Origin of the sequence: Rhizobium sp. N731 (assembly GCF_001664145.1) — a bacterium.
GTDB lineage: Bacteria > Pseudomonadota > Alphaproteobacteria > Rhizobiales > Rhizobiaceae > Rhizobium > Rhizobium esperanzae.
Map to the genome: position 1 here is coordinate 4,183,781 of NZ_CP013601.1, position 15,420 is coordinate 4,199,200.

The 15,420-nt window shown below is 60.7% G+C and carries 12 protein-coding genes; 7 read left to right on the forward strand and 5 right to left on the reverse strand.

What is annotated here, in order from left to right; translation table 11 throughout:
- The first annotated feature begins 55 nt into the window (after positions 1-55).
- Positions 56-1,294, forward strand: coding sequence for an OpgC family protein (locus tag AMK02_RS20255; RefSeq protein ID WP_064805595.1), 1,239 nt, complete (start codon positions 56-58; stop codon positions 1,292-1,294).
- A gap of 126 nt (positions 1,295-1,420) precedes the next feature.
- On the opposite strand, the gene AMK02_RS20260 is transcribed toward AMK02_RS20255, so the two are convergent.
- Both AMK02_RS20260 and AMK02_RS20265 read right to left on the reverse strand, forming a co-directional pair.
- Complete coding sequence (locus AMK02_RS20260) at positions 1,421-1,774, reverse strand: VOC family protein (RefSeq protein ID WP_064805597.1); 354 nt, start codon at positions 1,772-1,774, stop codon at positions 1,421-1,423.
- Positions 1,775-1,982: 208 nt separating this feature from the next.
- Positions 1,983-3,746 carry a glucan ABC transporter ATP-binding protein/ permease gene (locus AMK02_RS20265; RefSeq protein ID WP_064805599.1) on the reverse strand — a complete coding sequence of 588 codons (1,764 nt, stop codon included), beginning with the start codon at positions 3,744-3,746 and terminating at the stop codon, positions 1,983-1,985.
- Positions 3,747-4,132: 386 nt separating this feature from the next.
- On the opposite strand from AMK02_RS20265, the gene AMK02_RS20270 reads away from it, so the two are divergent.
- The 3 genes from AMK02_RS20270 (at position 4,133) to AMK02_RS20280 (ending at position 9,286) form a co-directional block, all read left to right on the forward strand.
- The gene (locus AMK02_RS20270) at positions 4,133-4,888 is read left to right on the forward strand and encodes a helix-turn-helix transcriptional regulator (protein ID WP_064805601.1); all 756 of its coding nucleotides are present in this window, start codon (positions 4,133-4,135) and stop codon (positions 4,886-4,888) included.
- 172 nt (positions 4,889-5,060) lie between these two features.
- Entirely contained in the window at positions 5,061-8,525 is a 3,465-nt protein-coding gene (pyc, locus tag AMK02_RS20275) for a pyruvate carboxylase (RefSeq protein WP_064805603.1), read from the forward strand.
- A 188-nt stretch (positions 8,526-8,713) separates the two neighbouring features.
- A complete protein-coding gene (locus AMK02_RS20280; protein WP_064805605.1) occupies positions 8,714-9,286 on the forward strand; it encodes an NADPH-dependent FMN reductase in 573 nt (190 codons plus the stop codon).
- A gap of 57 nt (positions 9,287-9,343) precedes the next feature.
- On the opposite strand, the gene AMK02_RS20285 is transcribed toward AMK02_RS20280, so the two are convergent.
- From AMK02_RS20285 to AMK02_RS20295, 3 genes are all read right to left on the reverse strand, one after another.
- A complete protein-coding gene (locus tag AMK02_RS20285) occupies positions 9,344-10,105 on the reverse strand; it encodes an amino acid ABC transporter ATP-binding protein (RefSeq protein WP_064805607.1) in 762 nt (253 codons plus the stop codon).
- Positions 10,102-10,782: an amino acid ABC transporter permease gene (locus AMK02_RS20290; RefSeq protein ID WP_064805609.1), complete on the reverse strand. Its 681-nt coding sequence runs from the start codon at positions 10,780-10,782 to the stop codon at positions 10,102-10,104. Before AMK02_RS20290 ends, AMK02_RS20285 begins: the two co-directional genes overlap by 4 nt.
- 215 nt (positions 10,783-10,997) lie before the next feature.
- Positions 10,998-11,771 (reverse strand): amino acid ABC transporter substrate-binding protein, encoded by a 774-nt coding sequence (locus AMK02_RS20295; protein WP_064805611.1) that lies wholly within the window; start codon positions 11,769-11,771, stop codon positions 10,998-11,000.
- 265 nt (positions 11,772-12,036) lie between these two features.
- Between AMK02_RS20295 and AMK02_RS20300 the strand changes: the two genes are divergently transcribed.
- The 3 genes from AMK02_RS20300 (at position 12,037) to ispG (ending at position 15,416) form a co-directional block, all read left to right on the forward strand.
- On the forward strand, positions 12,037-12,813 hold the full coding sequence (locus tag AMK02_RS20300) for a DeoR/GlpR family DNA-binding transcription regulator (protein WP_064805613.1): 777 nt from the start codon (positions 12,037-12,039) through the stop codon (positions 12,811-12,813).
- Positions 12,814-12,875: 62 nt separating this feature from the next.
- Positions 12,876-14,069 (forward strand): MFS transporter, encoded by a 1,194-nt coding sequence (locus AMK02_RS20305; RefSeq protein WP_064805615.1) that lies wholly within the window; start codon positions 12,876-12,878, stop codon positions 14,067-14,069.
- 96 nt (positions 14,070-14,165) lie between these two features.
- Positions 14,166-15,416 carry a flavodoxin-dependent (E)-4-hydroxy-3-methylbut-2-enyl-diphosphate synthase gene (gene ispG, locus AMK02_RS20310; protein WP_064805617.1) on the forward strand — a complete coding sequence of 417 codons (1,251 nt, stop codon included), beginning with the start codon at positions 14,166-14,168 and terminating at the stop codon, positions 15,414-15,416.
- The last annotated feature ends 4 nt before the right edge of the window (positions 15,417-15,420 follow it).

Sequence of the window (15,420 nt, forward strand, 5' to 3'; positions counted from 1 at the left end):
GGGAACCCTTTTGGCCGCCGTCGCGTTTGCAAAATCGGATAACAGGAGAAACCATATGGCAAGCACGCTGACCGAGGCCATCGGCACCGAGCGCAGTTCCTCATCCGCTGCTGCGACGGGGCGCGATACAAGGCTTGACGTGCTGCGTGGCCTGGCTCTGATCATGATTTTCATCAATCATGTTCCCGGACAGGTCTTCGAATATGTGACGACGAAGAATTTCGGTTTTTCCGATGCCGCCGAGGCTTTCGTCCTGATCTCCGGCATCGCCGTCGGCCTCGCCTACGGTTCCCGCTTCAAGCCGGGCGGCCGCATCAAGACGGCGACCAAGGCAGCGCGGCGCGCCTTCACGCTCTACCTTGCGCATATGATCACCACCTTCATGACGCTGGCGCTCTTCATTTGTGGTGCGTGGCTGTTCCACCGGCCGGGGCTGCTGGTCGAGATCAATATCCTGGCGGTTCTGATGAACCTGAAGGAAGGCGTTCCGGCGCTGCTGCTGCTCGGTCACCAGATCGGCTACAACAATATCCTGCCGATGTATGGCGCATTGTTGCTGATGGTGCCGATCATCCTGCTCCTCAACGAGCGAAGCCCGCTTCTGGCGCTCGCCGTTTCCGGCACGGTCTGGCTGCTGGCCGGCATTTACGAGGTGGCGCCGCACAATTTGCTGATAGAGGGCTACTGGTTCCTCAATCCGCTCTCCTGGCAGTTCCTGTTTTCGATTGGAATTGTTTCGATCCTGCATATCAAGCGCGGCGGCACGATCCCGCGGCATCCGCTGCTGCTTGCGGCTGCCGCCTTCTATGTCCTGCTATCCTTCGTCTGGGTCACCGGCCATCTGTGGATTTTCGGCAATTCGCTGGCAGCGCTCGGCCTGCCCACCGTCATCACTGGTTTCGACAAGACTTTCCTGTCGCTGCCGCGGCTGCTGCATGTGCTGGCGCTGACCTATCTCATCATCAGCATCCCGGCGTTCTCGCGCATCCTGCGGCGCCCCGCCGGACACCCGCTGACGATCCTCGGCCGTCATTCGCTGAACATCTTCGTCGCCGGCACGATTCTCGCCATGATCGGCCAGGTCGTGCTTTATATCACCAACAAGGATCCGCTGGTTGGCCCGCTCTTCGTGATCGTGGGCATCGCGACGCAATTCGCCTATGCCTACTATCTCGAGCACAAGCGCCAGCTGGGCAAGATCAAGCACAAGCTCGTGACGGAGATTGCCGCCGTCCCTGTGCCTGTGCGAGTCGGCGGAGCGGCGAATACCTATCGCCGGACCAATCGGAAATAGGAATCCCCGGTCTGATTGAAGAGCGACGGGCTTAGCGGGCGCCCGAAATCAGCATCGAAAAGCACCACGGCATGGCAGCGCCTTTCGCGCGTCTGAAAAGACGCGCTGCGCTGTAACGCCGCCGGCTCAACGTTTATGAACGAGAATATTCACCAGCCGGTCGAAAGGATCGCGCACGTAGAAGCGCCTGACGCCCCAGGGCTCGTCGGCCGGCCCGTATTCGATCGGAACGCCGGCAGCAGACATCGCCTCGAAAGCAGCATCGAGATCATCCACCTCGATGGAGAGATCGGGCACCGGAGTCCCGGAGCCGCCTTGGCTGGCGACACTGAGCTGAACCTTCATGGACGTATTCGCGCCGAACGTGACGATCCAGCCGAGATCCATCATGAGATCAAGCCCGAGAATATCCTGATAGAAGCTTTTGGCGGCCATGATGTCGGGCGCCTGGACATTGGCGACGATGCGTAGGACCTTCATGGGTTTTCTCCTGTGCTTAGGCACAGCACGAGGTTAGGGAAGAACAGCGGGCGGATCAATCAGTTATGACTTACAGCCATGTGGCTAATGCATATCGTCCGCAGCGGTTTTGGGGGAGCAAAGTCCTAAAGCGTGGCGTATAAACATCGCCAAACAAAAGGCCGGAAGAGCGTCTGCCCTTCCGGCCTTATTCTTTAACTCGAAGCGCTCAGGCGGCTTCGGTGGTGTGGGCCTTGCGGACTTCTTCGTCCGTCAGGATGCCGCTGGCGCGCAGCAGCGCGGCGAAGCGGCCATTGCTGTGGCTGAGCTCATCGAAGCCACCCTGCTCGACGACGCGTCCATCATCAAGGAAGAGCACCATATCGGCTTCGCGGACCGTCGAGAGGCGGTGGGCGATAATGAAGGTGGTGCGGTTCTGCCGCAGATTGTCGATCGCTGCCTTCACGCGGGCTTCGGTCTCGACGTCGAGCGCCGAAGTTGCCTCATCGAGCACCAGGATCGGCGCGTCTTTGAGGATGGCGCGGGCAATCGCGATGCGCTGACGTTCACCACCGGACAGCTTGTTGCCGCGTTCGCCTACATGAGTTTCGTAACGATCCTCACGGGTCTCGATGAAGTCGGCGGCGGCGGCGGCTTCGGCCGCACGGCGCATGTCCTCCTCGCTCGCACCTTCGCGGCCGAGGCGGATATTGTCGCTGATTGAGCGATTCAGTAGGCCCGCATCCTGGAAGACGGTAGCGATATGGCGACGCAGCGACTTCCGGGTCACCTTGGTGATATCGGTGCCGTCGACGAGAATCTGGCCGCCCTGCGGGTCATAGACGCGCTGCAGCAGGTTGACCAGCGTCGTCTTGCCGGCGCCGGTCGGACCGACGATGGCGACTGTCTGGCCAGCCTTCACCGAGAAGGAGACATTGTGCAGGCCCTGCGAGCTGTTGCCGAAGCCGAAGGAGACGTCGCGGAATTCGACCGCACCCTTGACGTTCTTGATCTCGCTGTTGCCGGCTGGCTCTTCACGATCGCGCACCGAGTCTTCGAGCGTGTAGAAATCCTCCAGCTTGGAGCGGGCCTCGAAGATCTGCGTCGCGAATTGGCGCATCAGGTCGAGACGGGCGATCAGCAGGTTGGCAAAGCCGATGAAGGCAATGACGTCACCGATGCGCAGCTCGCCCGACTGGACAAGCATCGTGCCGATGATCAGAACCACCATCATCGCGATGGTCGAGGCCATGCGGTTCAGCGCGCTGGCGAGCGCCCACCAGTCGAGCACCGGATACTGCGCTTCGAGCAGCCGGTTGGCGAAGGATTTCAACGCCTTGGTTTCCGCTTCGATACGGTTGTAGCTATGCAGAACGGAGACGTTGCTGATCGAATCGCTGACATGCGAGAAGACGGTATGGTAGTGGTTTTCGACCGAAGCCTGGCCATCCTTGGTGCGGCTCATGACCACGCGGCCGATCAGCCAATAGGCGATGCCAAGCACGATCAGCACGGCGGAGAGGCGCAAGTCCATCGACATTGCCGTCGGCACCAGCAGGGACAGCGCAATGACCGTCGACAGGTGGTTGCGCATGAACTCAAGCCAGAGGCCGAACAGCGTCTCGCAGGCACGCAGCAGCGTATGCAGCGCGTTGGAGGTGCCGCGCTGATGGTGCCAGGCAAGCGGCATGGAAATGATGCGGCCGAAGGCTTCCGTCAGCAGCGTTGCCCGCCGGCCATGAGCAAGCCGGTCGGCCTCGCGGGATACCAGAACGAAGGCGACAGTATTGAACACGGCGAAACCAGCCCACATGAAGAGGATGGGTTTGACTTCGCCCTTGCCCGATATCGCATCGATGATGCGACCGAACAGGATCGGTTCCGCAATGGTGATGGTCGCCAGAACAATGTTGGCGATAACGACCAGGGATACGCGGAGCTTGTAAGCGCCAAGATAGCGCAGAGCTCTTGCATAGACCTTGAATAGCGACACGTCTAACCTCTTGTGCATCTGCGAAAACGGGAATGATGGGATGCTACAAAAGGCTACCTGAACCGGCGATTAACGGAGAATTCGGAATTCAGCCCGCCAAGTGGTGAACTTGATTGCACGATCACAGCTGCGACGAATTTGAAGCCGCCTCAATAGGATAGAACAGAGGGGCGCTCTCGGGCTCCTCAGATTTTTCGGCGCGGGGTCTGGCGCCCGAATTCCGCCATGATTATATCTGGCGACAATTTGCGCTTGCATTTTAATCAATGTTTAGCGCAGCATTAAATTAGAGACTGCATTTTTTGAAGAAGACCGTTACGCGACCAATCTGAACAGCCGCCAACGGCCTCGATGCGGGCATCAGGTGCGGGCAAAGGGCGCTATTTGTGAATATTAATTCTTTAATTCAATTGCTTGTCATTCTGGAAGAGTGCCCAAATCCGGACGCCGTCGTCACCGAACTCGAGCAGGTCCTCCACGGTTCCGGTTTCCAGTATTACGGTCTGCTGCGACATTTGCAGCAAAACCCGGCGCAACAGAAGATCGAACTGCGCGCTGCGCCGCTTGCCGGCCGCTGGCCGGAACAATGGCTACAGATATATGCCGCAAAAAAATATGTCCGGATCGATCCGATGGTGCGTTATCTCGCGCATGCGCAACGGCCTTTCCGCTGGCGGGAGAGCATGGCAGCCTTCGACGGTGATGCGCATCAGCGCCGCATGGAGCAGATGATGGTCGATGCCTTCGGCCACGGATTGGAGGACGGCTATCTCTTTCCGATTCATGGGCGCAACGGCATTCTCGGCAGTCTCAGCCTCGGCGGCAAGCCGATCGACTTGTCGCCGGTGGAAATCGCGCTGCTCGAGGCCGTGGCGCGCAAGACCTTCTGGCGATTGCTTGACCTGAAAGGCGAGGCCGAGGCGCTGGAAACGATGCTGCCGACCGAGACGCCGCTGACGCGGCGCGAGATGGAAATCCTCCACTATCTTGCCGAAGGCATGACGTCGATGGAGATCAGCAAAATGTTGAAGATCTCAAACCATACCGTCGACTGGTACATGAACGGTCTGCAGGCCAAGCTGAAGGCAAAGAACAGGCAGCAGGCAGTGGCGCTCGCCTTCCGCCACGGTCTGATAAGCTAGGCTTTTTCTATCCATCTCGCTGAAATCGCCGCATACTGTCGGCCGACGCCCCTGGCATGGCGAGAAAGTGCATTTCGCAGTCGCAAGAGAAATTGAACTTCCCGTGACAAGAAGTTAAGAATTTTCTTCGCGGGTGCAGCATGCCCGTGTCTGAACGACGGAGGAGACCGTTTTGCCCATATCCAAGATACTCGTTGCCAACCGCTCCGAAATAGCCATTCGCGTCTTCCGCGCGGCCAACGAGCTTGGAATAAAAACGGTGGCGATCTGGGCGGAGGAGGACAAGCTGGCGCTGCACCGCTTCAAGGCGGACGAGAGCTATCAGGTCGGCCGCGGTCCGCATCTTGCCCGCGATCTCGGGCCGATCGAAAGTTATCTGTCGATCGACGAAGTGATCCGCGTCGCCAAGCTTTCCGGTGCCGACGCCATCCATCCTGGCTACGGCCTCTTGTCGGAAAGCCCGGAATTCGTCGATGCCTGCAACAAGGCCGGCATCATCTTCATCGGTCCGAAAGCCGATACGATGCGCCAGCTCGGCAACAAGGTCGCAGCGCGCAACTTGGCGATCTCGGTCGGCGTCCCGGTCGTGCCGGCGACCGAACCGCTGCCGGACGATATGAAGGAAGTCGCCAGGATGGCGGCCGAAATCGGCTACCCTGTCATGCTGAAGGCCTCCTGGGGCGGCGGCGGTCGCGGCATGCGCGTCATCCGTTCCGAGGCCGATCTCGCCAAGGAAGTGACGGAAGCCAAGCGCGAGGCGATGGCCGCCTTCGGCAAGGATGAGGTCTATCTCGAAAAGCTCGTCGAGCGCGCCCGCCACGTCGAAAGCCAGATCCTCGGCGACACCCACGGCAATGTCGTGCATCTCTTCGAGCGCGACTGTTCTGTTCAGCGCCGCAATCAGAAGGTCGTCGAGCGGGCGCCCGCACCCTATCTCACCGAAGCGCAGCGCCAGGAGCTTGCCGCCTATTCGCTGAAGATCGCGCAGGCGACCAATTATATCGGCGCCGGCACCGTCGAATATCTGATGGATGCCGATACCGGCAAATTCTACTTCATCGAAGTCAATCCGCGCATTCAGGTCGAGCACACGGTGACCGAAGTCGTCACCGGCATCGATATCGTCAAGGCGCAGATCCATATTCTTGACGGCTTTGCCATCGGCACGCCGCAATCGGGCGTGCCGAAGCAGGAAAACATCCGTCTCAACGGTCACGCCCTGCAGTGCCGCGTGACGACGGAAGATCCGGAGCATAATTTCATTCCGGATTACGGCCGCATCACCGCCTATCGTTCGGCCTCCGGCTTCGGTATCCGCCTTGACGGCGGCACCTCCTATTCCGGCGCCATCATCACCCGCTACTACGATCCGCTGCTCGTCAAGGTGACGGCCTGGGCGCCGAACCCGCTGGAAGCCATTTCCCGCATGGACCGGGCGCTGCGCGAATTCCGCATCCGCGGGGTCGCCACCAACCTGACCTTCCTCGAAGCGATCATCGGCCACCCGAAATTCCGCGACAACAGCTACACGACTCGCTTCATCGACACGACGCCGGAGCTCTTCCAGCAGGTCAAGCGCCAGGACCGCGCGACGAAGCTGCTGACCTATCTCGCCGACGTCACCGTCAACGGCCATCCCGAGGCCAAGGACAGGCCGAAGCCGTTGGAAAATGCTGCCAGGCCGGTGGTGCCCTATGCCAATGGCAACGGGGTGAAGGACGGCACGAAGCAGCTGCTCGACACGCTCGGCCCGCAGAAATTCGGCGAATGGATGCGCAACGAGAAGCGGGTGCTTCTGACCGACACGACAATGCGCGACGGTCACCAGTCGCTGCTCGCCACCCGCATGCGCACCTATGACATCGCCAGGATCGCCGGCACCTATGCGCATGCGCTGCCGAACCTCTTGTCGCTCGAATGCTGGGGCGGCGCCACCTTCGACGTCTCGATGCGATTCCTTACGGAAGATCCGTGGGAGCGCCTGGCGCTGATCCGCGAGGGCGCGCCGAACCTGCTCCTGCAGATGCTGCTGCGCGGCGCCAATGGTGTGGGCTACACCAACTATCCCGACAATGTCGTCAAATACTTCGTCCGCCAGGCGGCCAAGGGCGGCATCGATCTCTTCCGCGTCTTCGACTGCCTGAACTGGGTCGAGAACATGCGGGTGTCGATGGATGCCATTGCCGAGGAGAACAAGCTCTGCGAGGCGGCGATTTGCTACACCGGCGATATCCTCAATTCCGCCCGCCCGAAATACGACCTGAAATATTACACCAACCTTGCCGTCGAGCTTGAGAAGGCCGGTGCCCATATCATTGCGGTCAAGGATATGGCGGGCCTTCTGAAGCCGGCTGCTGCCAAGGTTCTGTTCAAGGCGCTGCGTGAAGCGACCGGCCTGCCGATCCATTTCCACACGCATGACACCTCGGGCATTTCGGCGGCAACGGTTCTTGCCGCCGTCGAAGCCGGTGTCGATGCCGTCGACGCGGCAATGGATGCGCTGTCCGGCAATACCTCGCAGCCCTGTCTCGGCTCGATCGTCGAGGCGCTCTCCGGCTCCGAGCGCGATCCCGGCCTCGATCCGGAATGGATCCGCCGCATCTCCTTCTATTGGGAAGCGGTGCGCAACCAGTATGCCGCCTTCGAAAGCGATCTCAAAGGGCCGGCATCGGAGGTCTATCTGCATGAAATGCCGGGCGGTCAGTTCACCAACCTCAAGGAACAGGCCCGCTCGCTAGGGTTGGAAACCCGCTGGCACCAGGTGGCGCAGGCCTATGCCGACGCCAACCAGATGTTCGGCGATATCGTCAAGGTGACGCCCTCCTCCAAGGTCGTTGGCGACATGGCGCTGATGATGGTCAGCCAGGACCTGACGGTCGCCGACGTCGTCAGCCCCGAGCGCGAAGTCTCCTTCCCGGAATCGGTGGTCTCGATGCTGAAGGGCGATCTCGGCCAGCCGCCGTCGGGATGGCCGGCAGCGCTGCAGAAGAAGGCATTGAAGGGCGAAAAACCCTATACGGTGCGACCGGGCTCACTGCTCAAGGAGGCCGATCTCGATGTGGAACGCAAGGTCATCGAGAAAAAACTGGAGCGCGCGGTCAGCGACTTCGAATTCGCTTCCTATCTGATGTATCCGAAGGTCTTCACCGACTTTGCGCTTGCCTCCGATACCTACGGCCCGGTTTCGGTGCTGCCGACGCCGGCCTATTTCTATGGGCTGGCGGACGGCGAGGAGCTGTTTGCCGATATCGAAAAGGGCAAGACGCTCGTCATCGTCAACCAGGCGATGAGCGCCACCGACAGCCAGGGCATGGTCACCGTCTTCTTCGAGCTCAACGGCCAGCCGCGCCGCATCAAGGTGCCCGACCGGGCCCATGGGGCGACCGGGGCGGCCGTGCGTCGCAAGGCCGAGATCGGCAACGCCGTCCATGTCGGCGCGCCGATGCCCGGCGTCATCAGCCGCGTCTTCGCCTCGCCGGGCCAAGCCGTCAGTGCCGGTGACGTGCTCGTCTCCATCGAGGCGATGAAGATGGAAACCGCGATCCATGCGGAAAAGGACGGCACCATTGCCGAAGTGCTGGTCAAGGCCGGCGACCAGATCGATGCGAAGGACCTGCTTGTGGTTTACGGCGGATGAGCGAACGGCACGAAAGGTTTCGTCCGCCCTCCTTGCCAGGTCGGGCTGATCACCCGATTGTGTAGAGCCAGGCTGTTAAAAGGCCGGCTTTTTCGAAAGGCGAATAGCCTCCTCGCCTTGCCCGGCGGGGAGGCTTTTTCGTAGACTTGCCTGCCTGCCCCTCCCAAGATCAATCAGGAAACGATTTCATGAGCAAATTGAAGATCGCCGTCATTGTCGGCAGCACTCGTATTGGCCGTTTTGCCGAACATCCGGCAAAATGGATTGCCGGGCTCGTCGGCCAACGCTCCGATCTGGAAGTCGAGGTTCTCGATCTTCTCGACTATCCCATGCATTTCTTTGGCGAAGAGCGCGCCACCACGGCGGAAAGCGACACCGCCGAGCGCTGGAAGAAGAAGCTGCGCGAATTTGACGGCTACATATTCACCGTCGCCGAGTACAATCATGCGCCAACGGCGGTTCTGAAGAACGCTATCGATCTCGGCGAGTTCATCCAGAAGCCGGTCGCCTTCGTCGGTTACGGCGGCGTCGGCGGTGCGCGCGCCGTCGAGCATCTGAGGCTGATCTTCGTGGAAATGGGCGCCGCCTCGGTGAAAACGGGCGTGCACATCGCTTTCAGCGAATATCTGAGCGTGCTCAAGGAAGGCAAGAACCTTGGCGATTACCCGCACCTCAACGAGGCGGCCAAGAACCAGCTCGATCAGCTCAGCTGGTGGGGCAACGCGTTGAAGGCAGCGCGTTCTGTCGTCACCTCAGCCTGAGGGCAGTTCGCCGAGAAGCAAAGCGTCTCACGTGAATCACGATTCACGTGAGACGTTTCAGATATCGTAAGTATGGGCGGCGTTGATCGTTGAGATGAAACGCTTGGTGCGTTCGCGCTTGGGCGCGCTGAAAATGGCTTTCGCGCTGCCCGTTTCCACCACGCTTCCAGCCTCCAGGAAGACGACGTCATTGGCGATTTTCGAGGCGAGCCGGAGATCATGGGTGGCCATGACCATCGTCGTGCCTTCACGGGCAAGCTGGCCCAGTACATCGACCACCTCCGCCGAGAGTTCCGGATCGAGCGCCGAGGTTGGCTCGTCGCAGAGAAGCACCCGTGGCGACGGCGCAAGGGCCCGGGCGATTGCCACACGTTGCTGCTGACCACCCGATAAGGTCGAGGGCCAGGCATCGGTCTTGTGCGCCATGCCGACCTTGGTCAACAGTTCCATGGCGTGTTCGCGCGCTTTCTCCTTCGGCCACTTCAGCACCGTGACCAGACCTTCCATAACGTTTTCGATCGCGGTCTGATGCGGAAAGAGCTGGAAATTCTGGAAGACCATGCCGGTCTGACGGCGGATTTTCTGGATCGCCTGCCAGCCCAAGCGTTTGCCGGGCGCGAAGGAAAGCTCTTCCTCGCCGAGGCGGATCGCGCCCGATGTCGGGATCTCGAGCAGGTTGATGCAGCGCAGTAACGTGCTCTTGCCACCACCGGACGGCCCGACGAGCGCGGTGACGCTGCCCTCGGGAATGCGAATGCTGATATCCTTCAGAATGACGGCATCGCCGAAGCGCTTCTCGAGGTTGGAAAGCTCGATCATGCGTTTGCCTCCAGCATGCCGCCATAACGCGCGAAACGACGTTCCAGCCGCACCTGCAGCTGCGAGAGGACGGAGCTGAGGACCAGATAGATCAGCGCCGCCTCGATATAAAGGATCAGCGGCTCGTAGGTGGTGGCGACGATGCGTTGTGCCGCCTGGAAGAGCTCCGGCACGGTGATGGCGGCGGCAAGCGAGGTATCCTTGACCAGCGAGATAAAGGTGTTCGACAGAGGCGGCACGGCGACGCGGCCTGCCTGCGGCAGGATCGTTCGGCTCATCGCCTGACGCCAGCTCATGCCGATCGAATAGGCCGCTTCCCACTGGCCCTTCGGCACGGAGGAGATGACCGCGCGGATGATCTCTGAGCTGTAGGCTCCGATATTCAGGGTGAAGCCGATCAGCGCGGCAGGAAAGGCGTCGAGCAGAATGCCGATGCTCGGCAGGCCGTAAAAGATCACGAAGAGCTGGACGAGCAGTGGCGTGCCGCGAATAACCCAGACATAAAACCGGGCAATCGCCGCGACGGGCGCCGGACCGAAAAGACGGGCGATCGCCGTGATCAGGCCGAGGATCAGACCGAAGGTGAAGGAGAGCAGCGTCAGCGGAATGGTGAAGATCAATCCCGCCCAGAGGAGCGAGGGAAGCGATTCCGCCATCAGTTGGAGCCAGTGCGCCAAGGGGTGTTCTTTCCAGTCGGTGGGTCGTGGTGTTTCGGAATACCCCTCCCCAACCCCTCCCCACAAGGGGGAGGGACTTAATCTAGCTCTCGCCCCTCACGAAATAGCGACCGAACTGCAAGTCGAGACGTTTATTTTGAGATGAGGCGGCGCCTCGCTAAAGCCCCTCTCCCTTGTGGGGAGGGGTGGGGAGGGGACTTCTTTTCAAATGGAGCTTACTTGGAAACGTCCTGGCCAAAATATTTGTGGGCGATCTTCTTGTAAGTGCCGTCCGCCTTGATGTCGGCAAGCGCCTTGTTGATTTCCGCGAGAAGCTCAGGCTCGTTCTTACGGATGATGATGCCGGAATAATCGGCGTTCTCCTGCTCGGCGGCGATCTTTACCGGCGCATCCGGCTTGTGCTTCTTGAAATCGAGGAAGGACAGGCTGTCGTTGATCGTCGCGTCGGCGCGCTTGGTCAGCACAAGCTGGATCGACTGGTCGAAACCATCGGTGCCGACGAGCTCGGCGCCGGATTCCGTTGCGATCTTGCCGAAGTTGCTGGTTAGCGACTGGGCTGATTTCTTGCCTTTCAGGTCGGCAAAGGTCTTGATGCTGTCGTCGCCCTCGCGAACGATCAGCACGGCCTTGGAAGCGATATAGGGTTCGGAGAAGTCGTATTTCTGCTTGCGGGCTTCGGTGATACCGACCTGGTTGATGACGGTGTCGTAGCGCTTGGCGTCGAGGCCGGCGATCAGGCCGTCCCACTTGCCTTCGACGAATTCTGCCTTGACGCCGAGCTTGGCGGCGATGGCTTCGCCGATCTCGACGTCGAAGCCGACGAGCTTGCCGCTTTCGTCATGATAGGTGAAGGGCGCATAGGTGCCCTCGGTGCCGATCTTGAAGACGCCGGCCGATTTGATGGCGGCAAGGTTTTCGCCGGCATGAGCGGGCAGGAGGGCAGCAGCCTGAATGAGGGCAGCAGCGGCGACGGTTTTCAACCAGTTCATTGTTTTATCCATCCTTGGGAGGTTGTTAGCGGATGCGCCATAGTTCGCAGAAAACTAGGGCGCCGGAAGCGAAGAAAACTGCGAATAAAAGCAGCAAGTGCAAATATTTTTCTCAGGCGGTTGCCTGGGCCTCGAATTGCACGAACCAGCCCTCGTTTACCGTTTATTTCAACCGGCCGGAAAACGTGTGACCGTGCATGTTGCATGCACAGTCATAAACGTTTATGCACGTTTCATATCATTCAACTTTCGATCCGGTAAAAACATGCAGGATTTTCTGTTGCGAGAGCGCCAAGGTGTGATTTCCGAGCGGCTGCGGCTGAACGGCCGGGTGCTGGCGGCGGAACTTGCGCTCGAATTCGGCGTCTCCGAGGATACGGTGCGGCGCGACTTGCGCGAGATGGCGGCGGCAGGCCTCTGCGAGCGGGTCTATGGCGGCGCCTTGCCGGTGTCGCCGGCGCATGGAAGCCTGACGCAGCGCGTGGGATTTGCTGCCGACCGCAAGCAGGCCTTGGCGCGGGCTGCGGCAAAGCAGATCGCTGCCGGTTCCTGCGTGTTTTTCGATGCCGGAAGCACCAATCTGGCGATTGCCAATGCCCTGCCTGCCGAACTCGAACTGACGGCTGCGACGAATGCGCCGGTGATCGCCGCAGCGCTCATCGACAAGCCAGCCGTCAATGTCATCCTGATCGGCGGCATGGTGGACCGGCAGACGGGCGGCGCGCTCGGCGCCAAGGCCTTGCGGGATATGGAACAGATTTCGCCCGATCTCTGCATTCTTGGCGCCTGCGGCATCGATCTCGAGGCCGGCATCACGACCTTCGGTTTCGAGGATGCTGAGTTCAAGCGGTTTGCGGCATCGAGAAGCAAAAGGATTATGGCGGCGGTGACCTCGGAGAAATTCGGTACGGCTGCACCCCACAGCATCCTTCCGGTTGCGCATTGCGAGTGCCTGGTCGTCGAGCACGATGCCGATCCCGCCATTCTTGCGGGTTATCGCGAGCGCGGCTGCCGGACCGTTATCGCCGAAAAAACGAACTGAGCCGCCGTCGCGGAGTTTAGAAAACGGGTGCTCCCAAGCCCGATAGCGAGGAAAGACCGAAAATGGACAGTCATGTGAATGCGCCGTCGGGGGTCCGCAGCGGCTTCATTACCAGAAGCAGGGCGGCGGTTTCCCTGCTCTTTCTCATGAACGGCTTTGTCGTCGGCTGCTGGGCGCCGAAGATCCCGGATTTTGCCGAGCGTCTCGGGCTGAGCAAGTTCGAGCTCGGGCTGATGATCATCGTCTTCGGCGTCGGCTCGCTGGTCATGATGCCGATCGCCGGCGCGCAGATCGCCAGGCATGGCTCGCGCGTCGTTGTTCGGGCAACCGCCGTCTGCGTGCTGCCGCTGCTCCTGGCTCTGACGCTCGCGCCGAATGTGATTACCGCGGCAATCTCGCTCTTCCTGTTCGGCGGCTTCATCGGCGCCATGGATGTGGCGATGAACGCCAATGCCGTGTCCGTCGAAAAATCCATGCGCCGCGCCATCATGTCGTCCTGTCATGCTTTCTGGAGCCTCGGCGGCTTGATCGGCTCGGGCCTCGGCGGCATCGTGATTGCTAAACTCGGCGTTCTCGGCCATGCGCAGCTCGCGACCGTACTGGCGGCGATCTTCCTCGCTCTGGCATGGCCGATGATCCTTGCGGATCCGCCCCATCCCGATGCCAAAAAGGAGAAGACGAGGCTGCCGATGGTGCCGCTGCCGTGGCTGCTCGGCTTGATGGCGCTGTTCTCGATGGTGCCGGAAGGCGCGGTTCTGGATTGGGGCGCGCTCTATCTGCGGCAGGACATGGGGGCGTCGGTGGCGCTTTCAGGTCTTGGGTTTGCGGCCTTTTCGGCGACGATGGCGATCATGCGATTTGCCGGCGATCTGGTGCGCGATCGCCTCGGGGGCGTCAAGACGCTACGCATCTGCACGCTCTTTGCCATCGTCGGCATGTTGCTTGCGAGCCTTGCGCCGGACGCTGAGATCGCCATTCTGGGCTTTGCCCTTTGCGGCATCGGCATATCAAATATGGTGCCGATCGCTTTCTCGGCTGCAGGCAATATTCCCGGCCTCAAACCCGGAATCGGCATCTCGGTCGTCACGACCATGGGTTATTCCGGCATGCTGGTCGCGCCGTCGGTGATCGGCTTCGTTGCCGAACACATCGGCTTTGCCGTCGTCTTCATGGCGCTGCCGGTGCTGCTGCTGTTCGTTCTCATATTTTCCAAGCTGGCCCATTATGCCGATGGGGTCTCCGGAGGCGGCCACTGAGCCGCCCCGGAACAAAAGTGATATGGGAAGCGGTTGACAAGCAGCCGGGCTTGATCCACCTGAAAGGCACTGTTTTTAGGGGTGCAAGAACTCTGCATGTTGTCAGCCGCCGAATTTGATCCGAAACCGCGCCGCGCTTCCGTCGCCGTCGATGTCGGCGGCGTCATCGTTGGCGGCGGCGCGCCGATCGTCGTGCAATCGATGACGAATACCGACACGGCCGATATCGATTCGACCGTTGCGCAGGTCGCGGCCCTGCACCGGGCCGGCTCGGAATTGGTGCGCATCACCGTCGATCGCGACGAGAGTGCCGCCGCCGTGCCGAAGATCCGCGAGCGGCTGCTGCGGCTCGGCATGGACGTGCCGCTGATCGGCGACTTCCACTATATCGGCCACAAGCTGCTTGCCGATCATCCTGCCTGTGCCGAAGCGCTGGCGAAATACCGCATCAATCCCGGCAATGTCGGCTTCAAGGACAAGAAGGACAAGCAGTTCGCCGAGATCATCGAGATGGCGATCCGCTATGACAAGCCGGTGCGCATCGGCGTCAACTGGGGCTCGCTCGATCAGGATCTCTTGACGGCGCTGATGGATCAGAATGCCGAGGCCGGCTCGCCGCTGTCGGCCAGGCAGGTGACGCGGGAGGCGATCGTGCAGTCGGCGCTGCTTTCGGCCGCTCTTGCCGAGGAAATCGGCTTGCCGCGCAACCGCATCATTCTGTCGGCCAAGGTCAGCCAGGTGCAGGACCTGATCGCCGTCAATTCCATGCTCGCCGAACGTTCGAACCATGCGCTGCATCTCGGCCTCACCGAAGCCGGCATGGGCAGCAAGGGCATCGTCGCTTCGTCGGCTGCCATGGGCTTCGTGCTGCAGCACGGCATCGGCGATACGATCCGCGTCTCACTGACGCCCGAGCCGAACGGCGACCGCACGCGCGAAGTCCAGGTGGCGCAGGAAATCCTGCAGGTTATGGGCTTCCGGCAGTTCGTGCCGGTCGTGGCCGCCTGTCCCGGCTGCGGACGCACGACCTCGACGGTGTTCCAGGAACTGGCGCAGAACATTCAGAACGACATTCGCAAGAACATGCCGGTCTGGCGTGAGAAATATCCAGGCGTCGAGGCGCTGAACGTCGCCGTCATGGGCTGCATCGTCAACGGGCCGGGCGAAAGCAAACATGCCGATATCGGCATTTCGCTTCCCGGCACCGGTGAGACGCCGGCCGCTCCCGTTTTCATCGACGGCAAGAAAGCGCTGACGCTGCGCGGCCCCAACATCGCCGCCGATTTCGAGGCGCTGGTCGTCGATTATATCGAGAAGCGCTTCGGCCAGCGAACGGCGGCGGAATGAAGGC

Bases quoted from the DNA above. Each gene is read 5' to 3' on its own strand.
- AMK02_RS20280 (WP_064805605.1), top strand. From the start codon at position 8,714: ATGAGCAAATTGAAGATCGCCGTCATTGTCGGCAGCACTCGTATTGGC.
- AMK02_RS20285 (WP_064805607.1), bottom strand. From the start codon at position 10,105: ATGATCGAGCTTTCCAACCTCGAGAAGCGCTTCGGCGATGCCGTCATT.
- AMK02_RS20300 (WP_064805613.1), top strand. From the start codon at position 12,037: ATGCAGGATTTTCTGTTGCGAGAGCGCCAAGGTGTGATTTCCGAGCGG.
- ispG (WP_064805617.1), top strand. From the start codon at position 14,166: ATGTTGTCAGCCGCCGAATTTGATCCGAAACCGCGCCGCGCTTCCGTC.
- AMK02_RS20255 (WP_064805595.1), top strand. From the start codon at position 56: ATGGCAAGCACGCTGACCGAGGCCATCGGCACCGAGCGCAGTTCCTCA.
- AMK02_RS20305 (WP_064805615.1), top strand. From the start codon at position 12,876: ATGGACAGTCATGTGAATGCGCCGTCGGGGGTCCGCAGCGGCTTCATT.
- AMK02_RS20295 (WP_064805611.1), bottom strand. From the start codon at position 11,771: ATGAACTGGTTGAAAACCGTCGCCGCTGCTGCCCTCATTCAGGCTGCT.
- AMK02_RS20260 (WP_064805597.1), bottom strand. From the start codon at position 1,774: ATGAAGGTCCTACGCATCGTCGCCAATGTCCAGGCGCCCGACATCATG.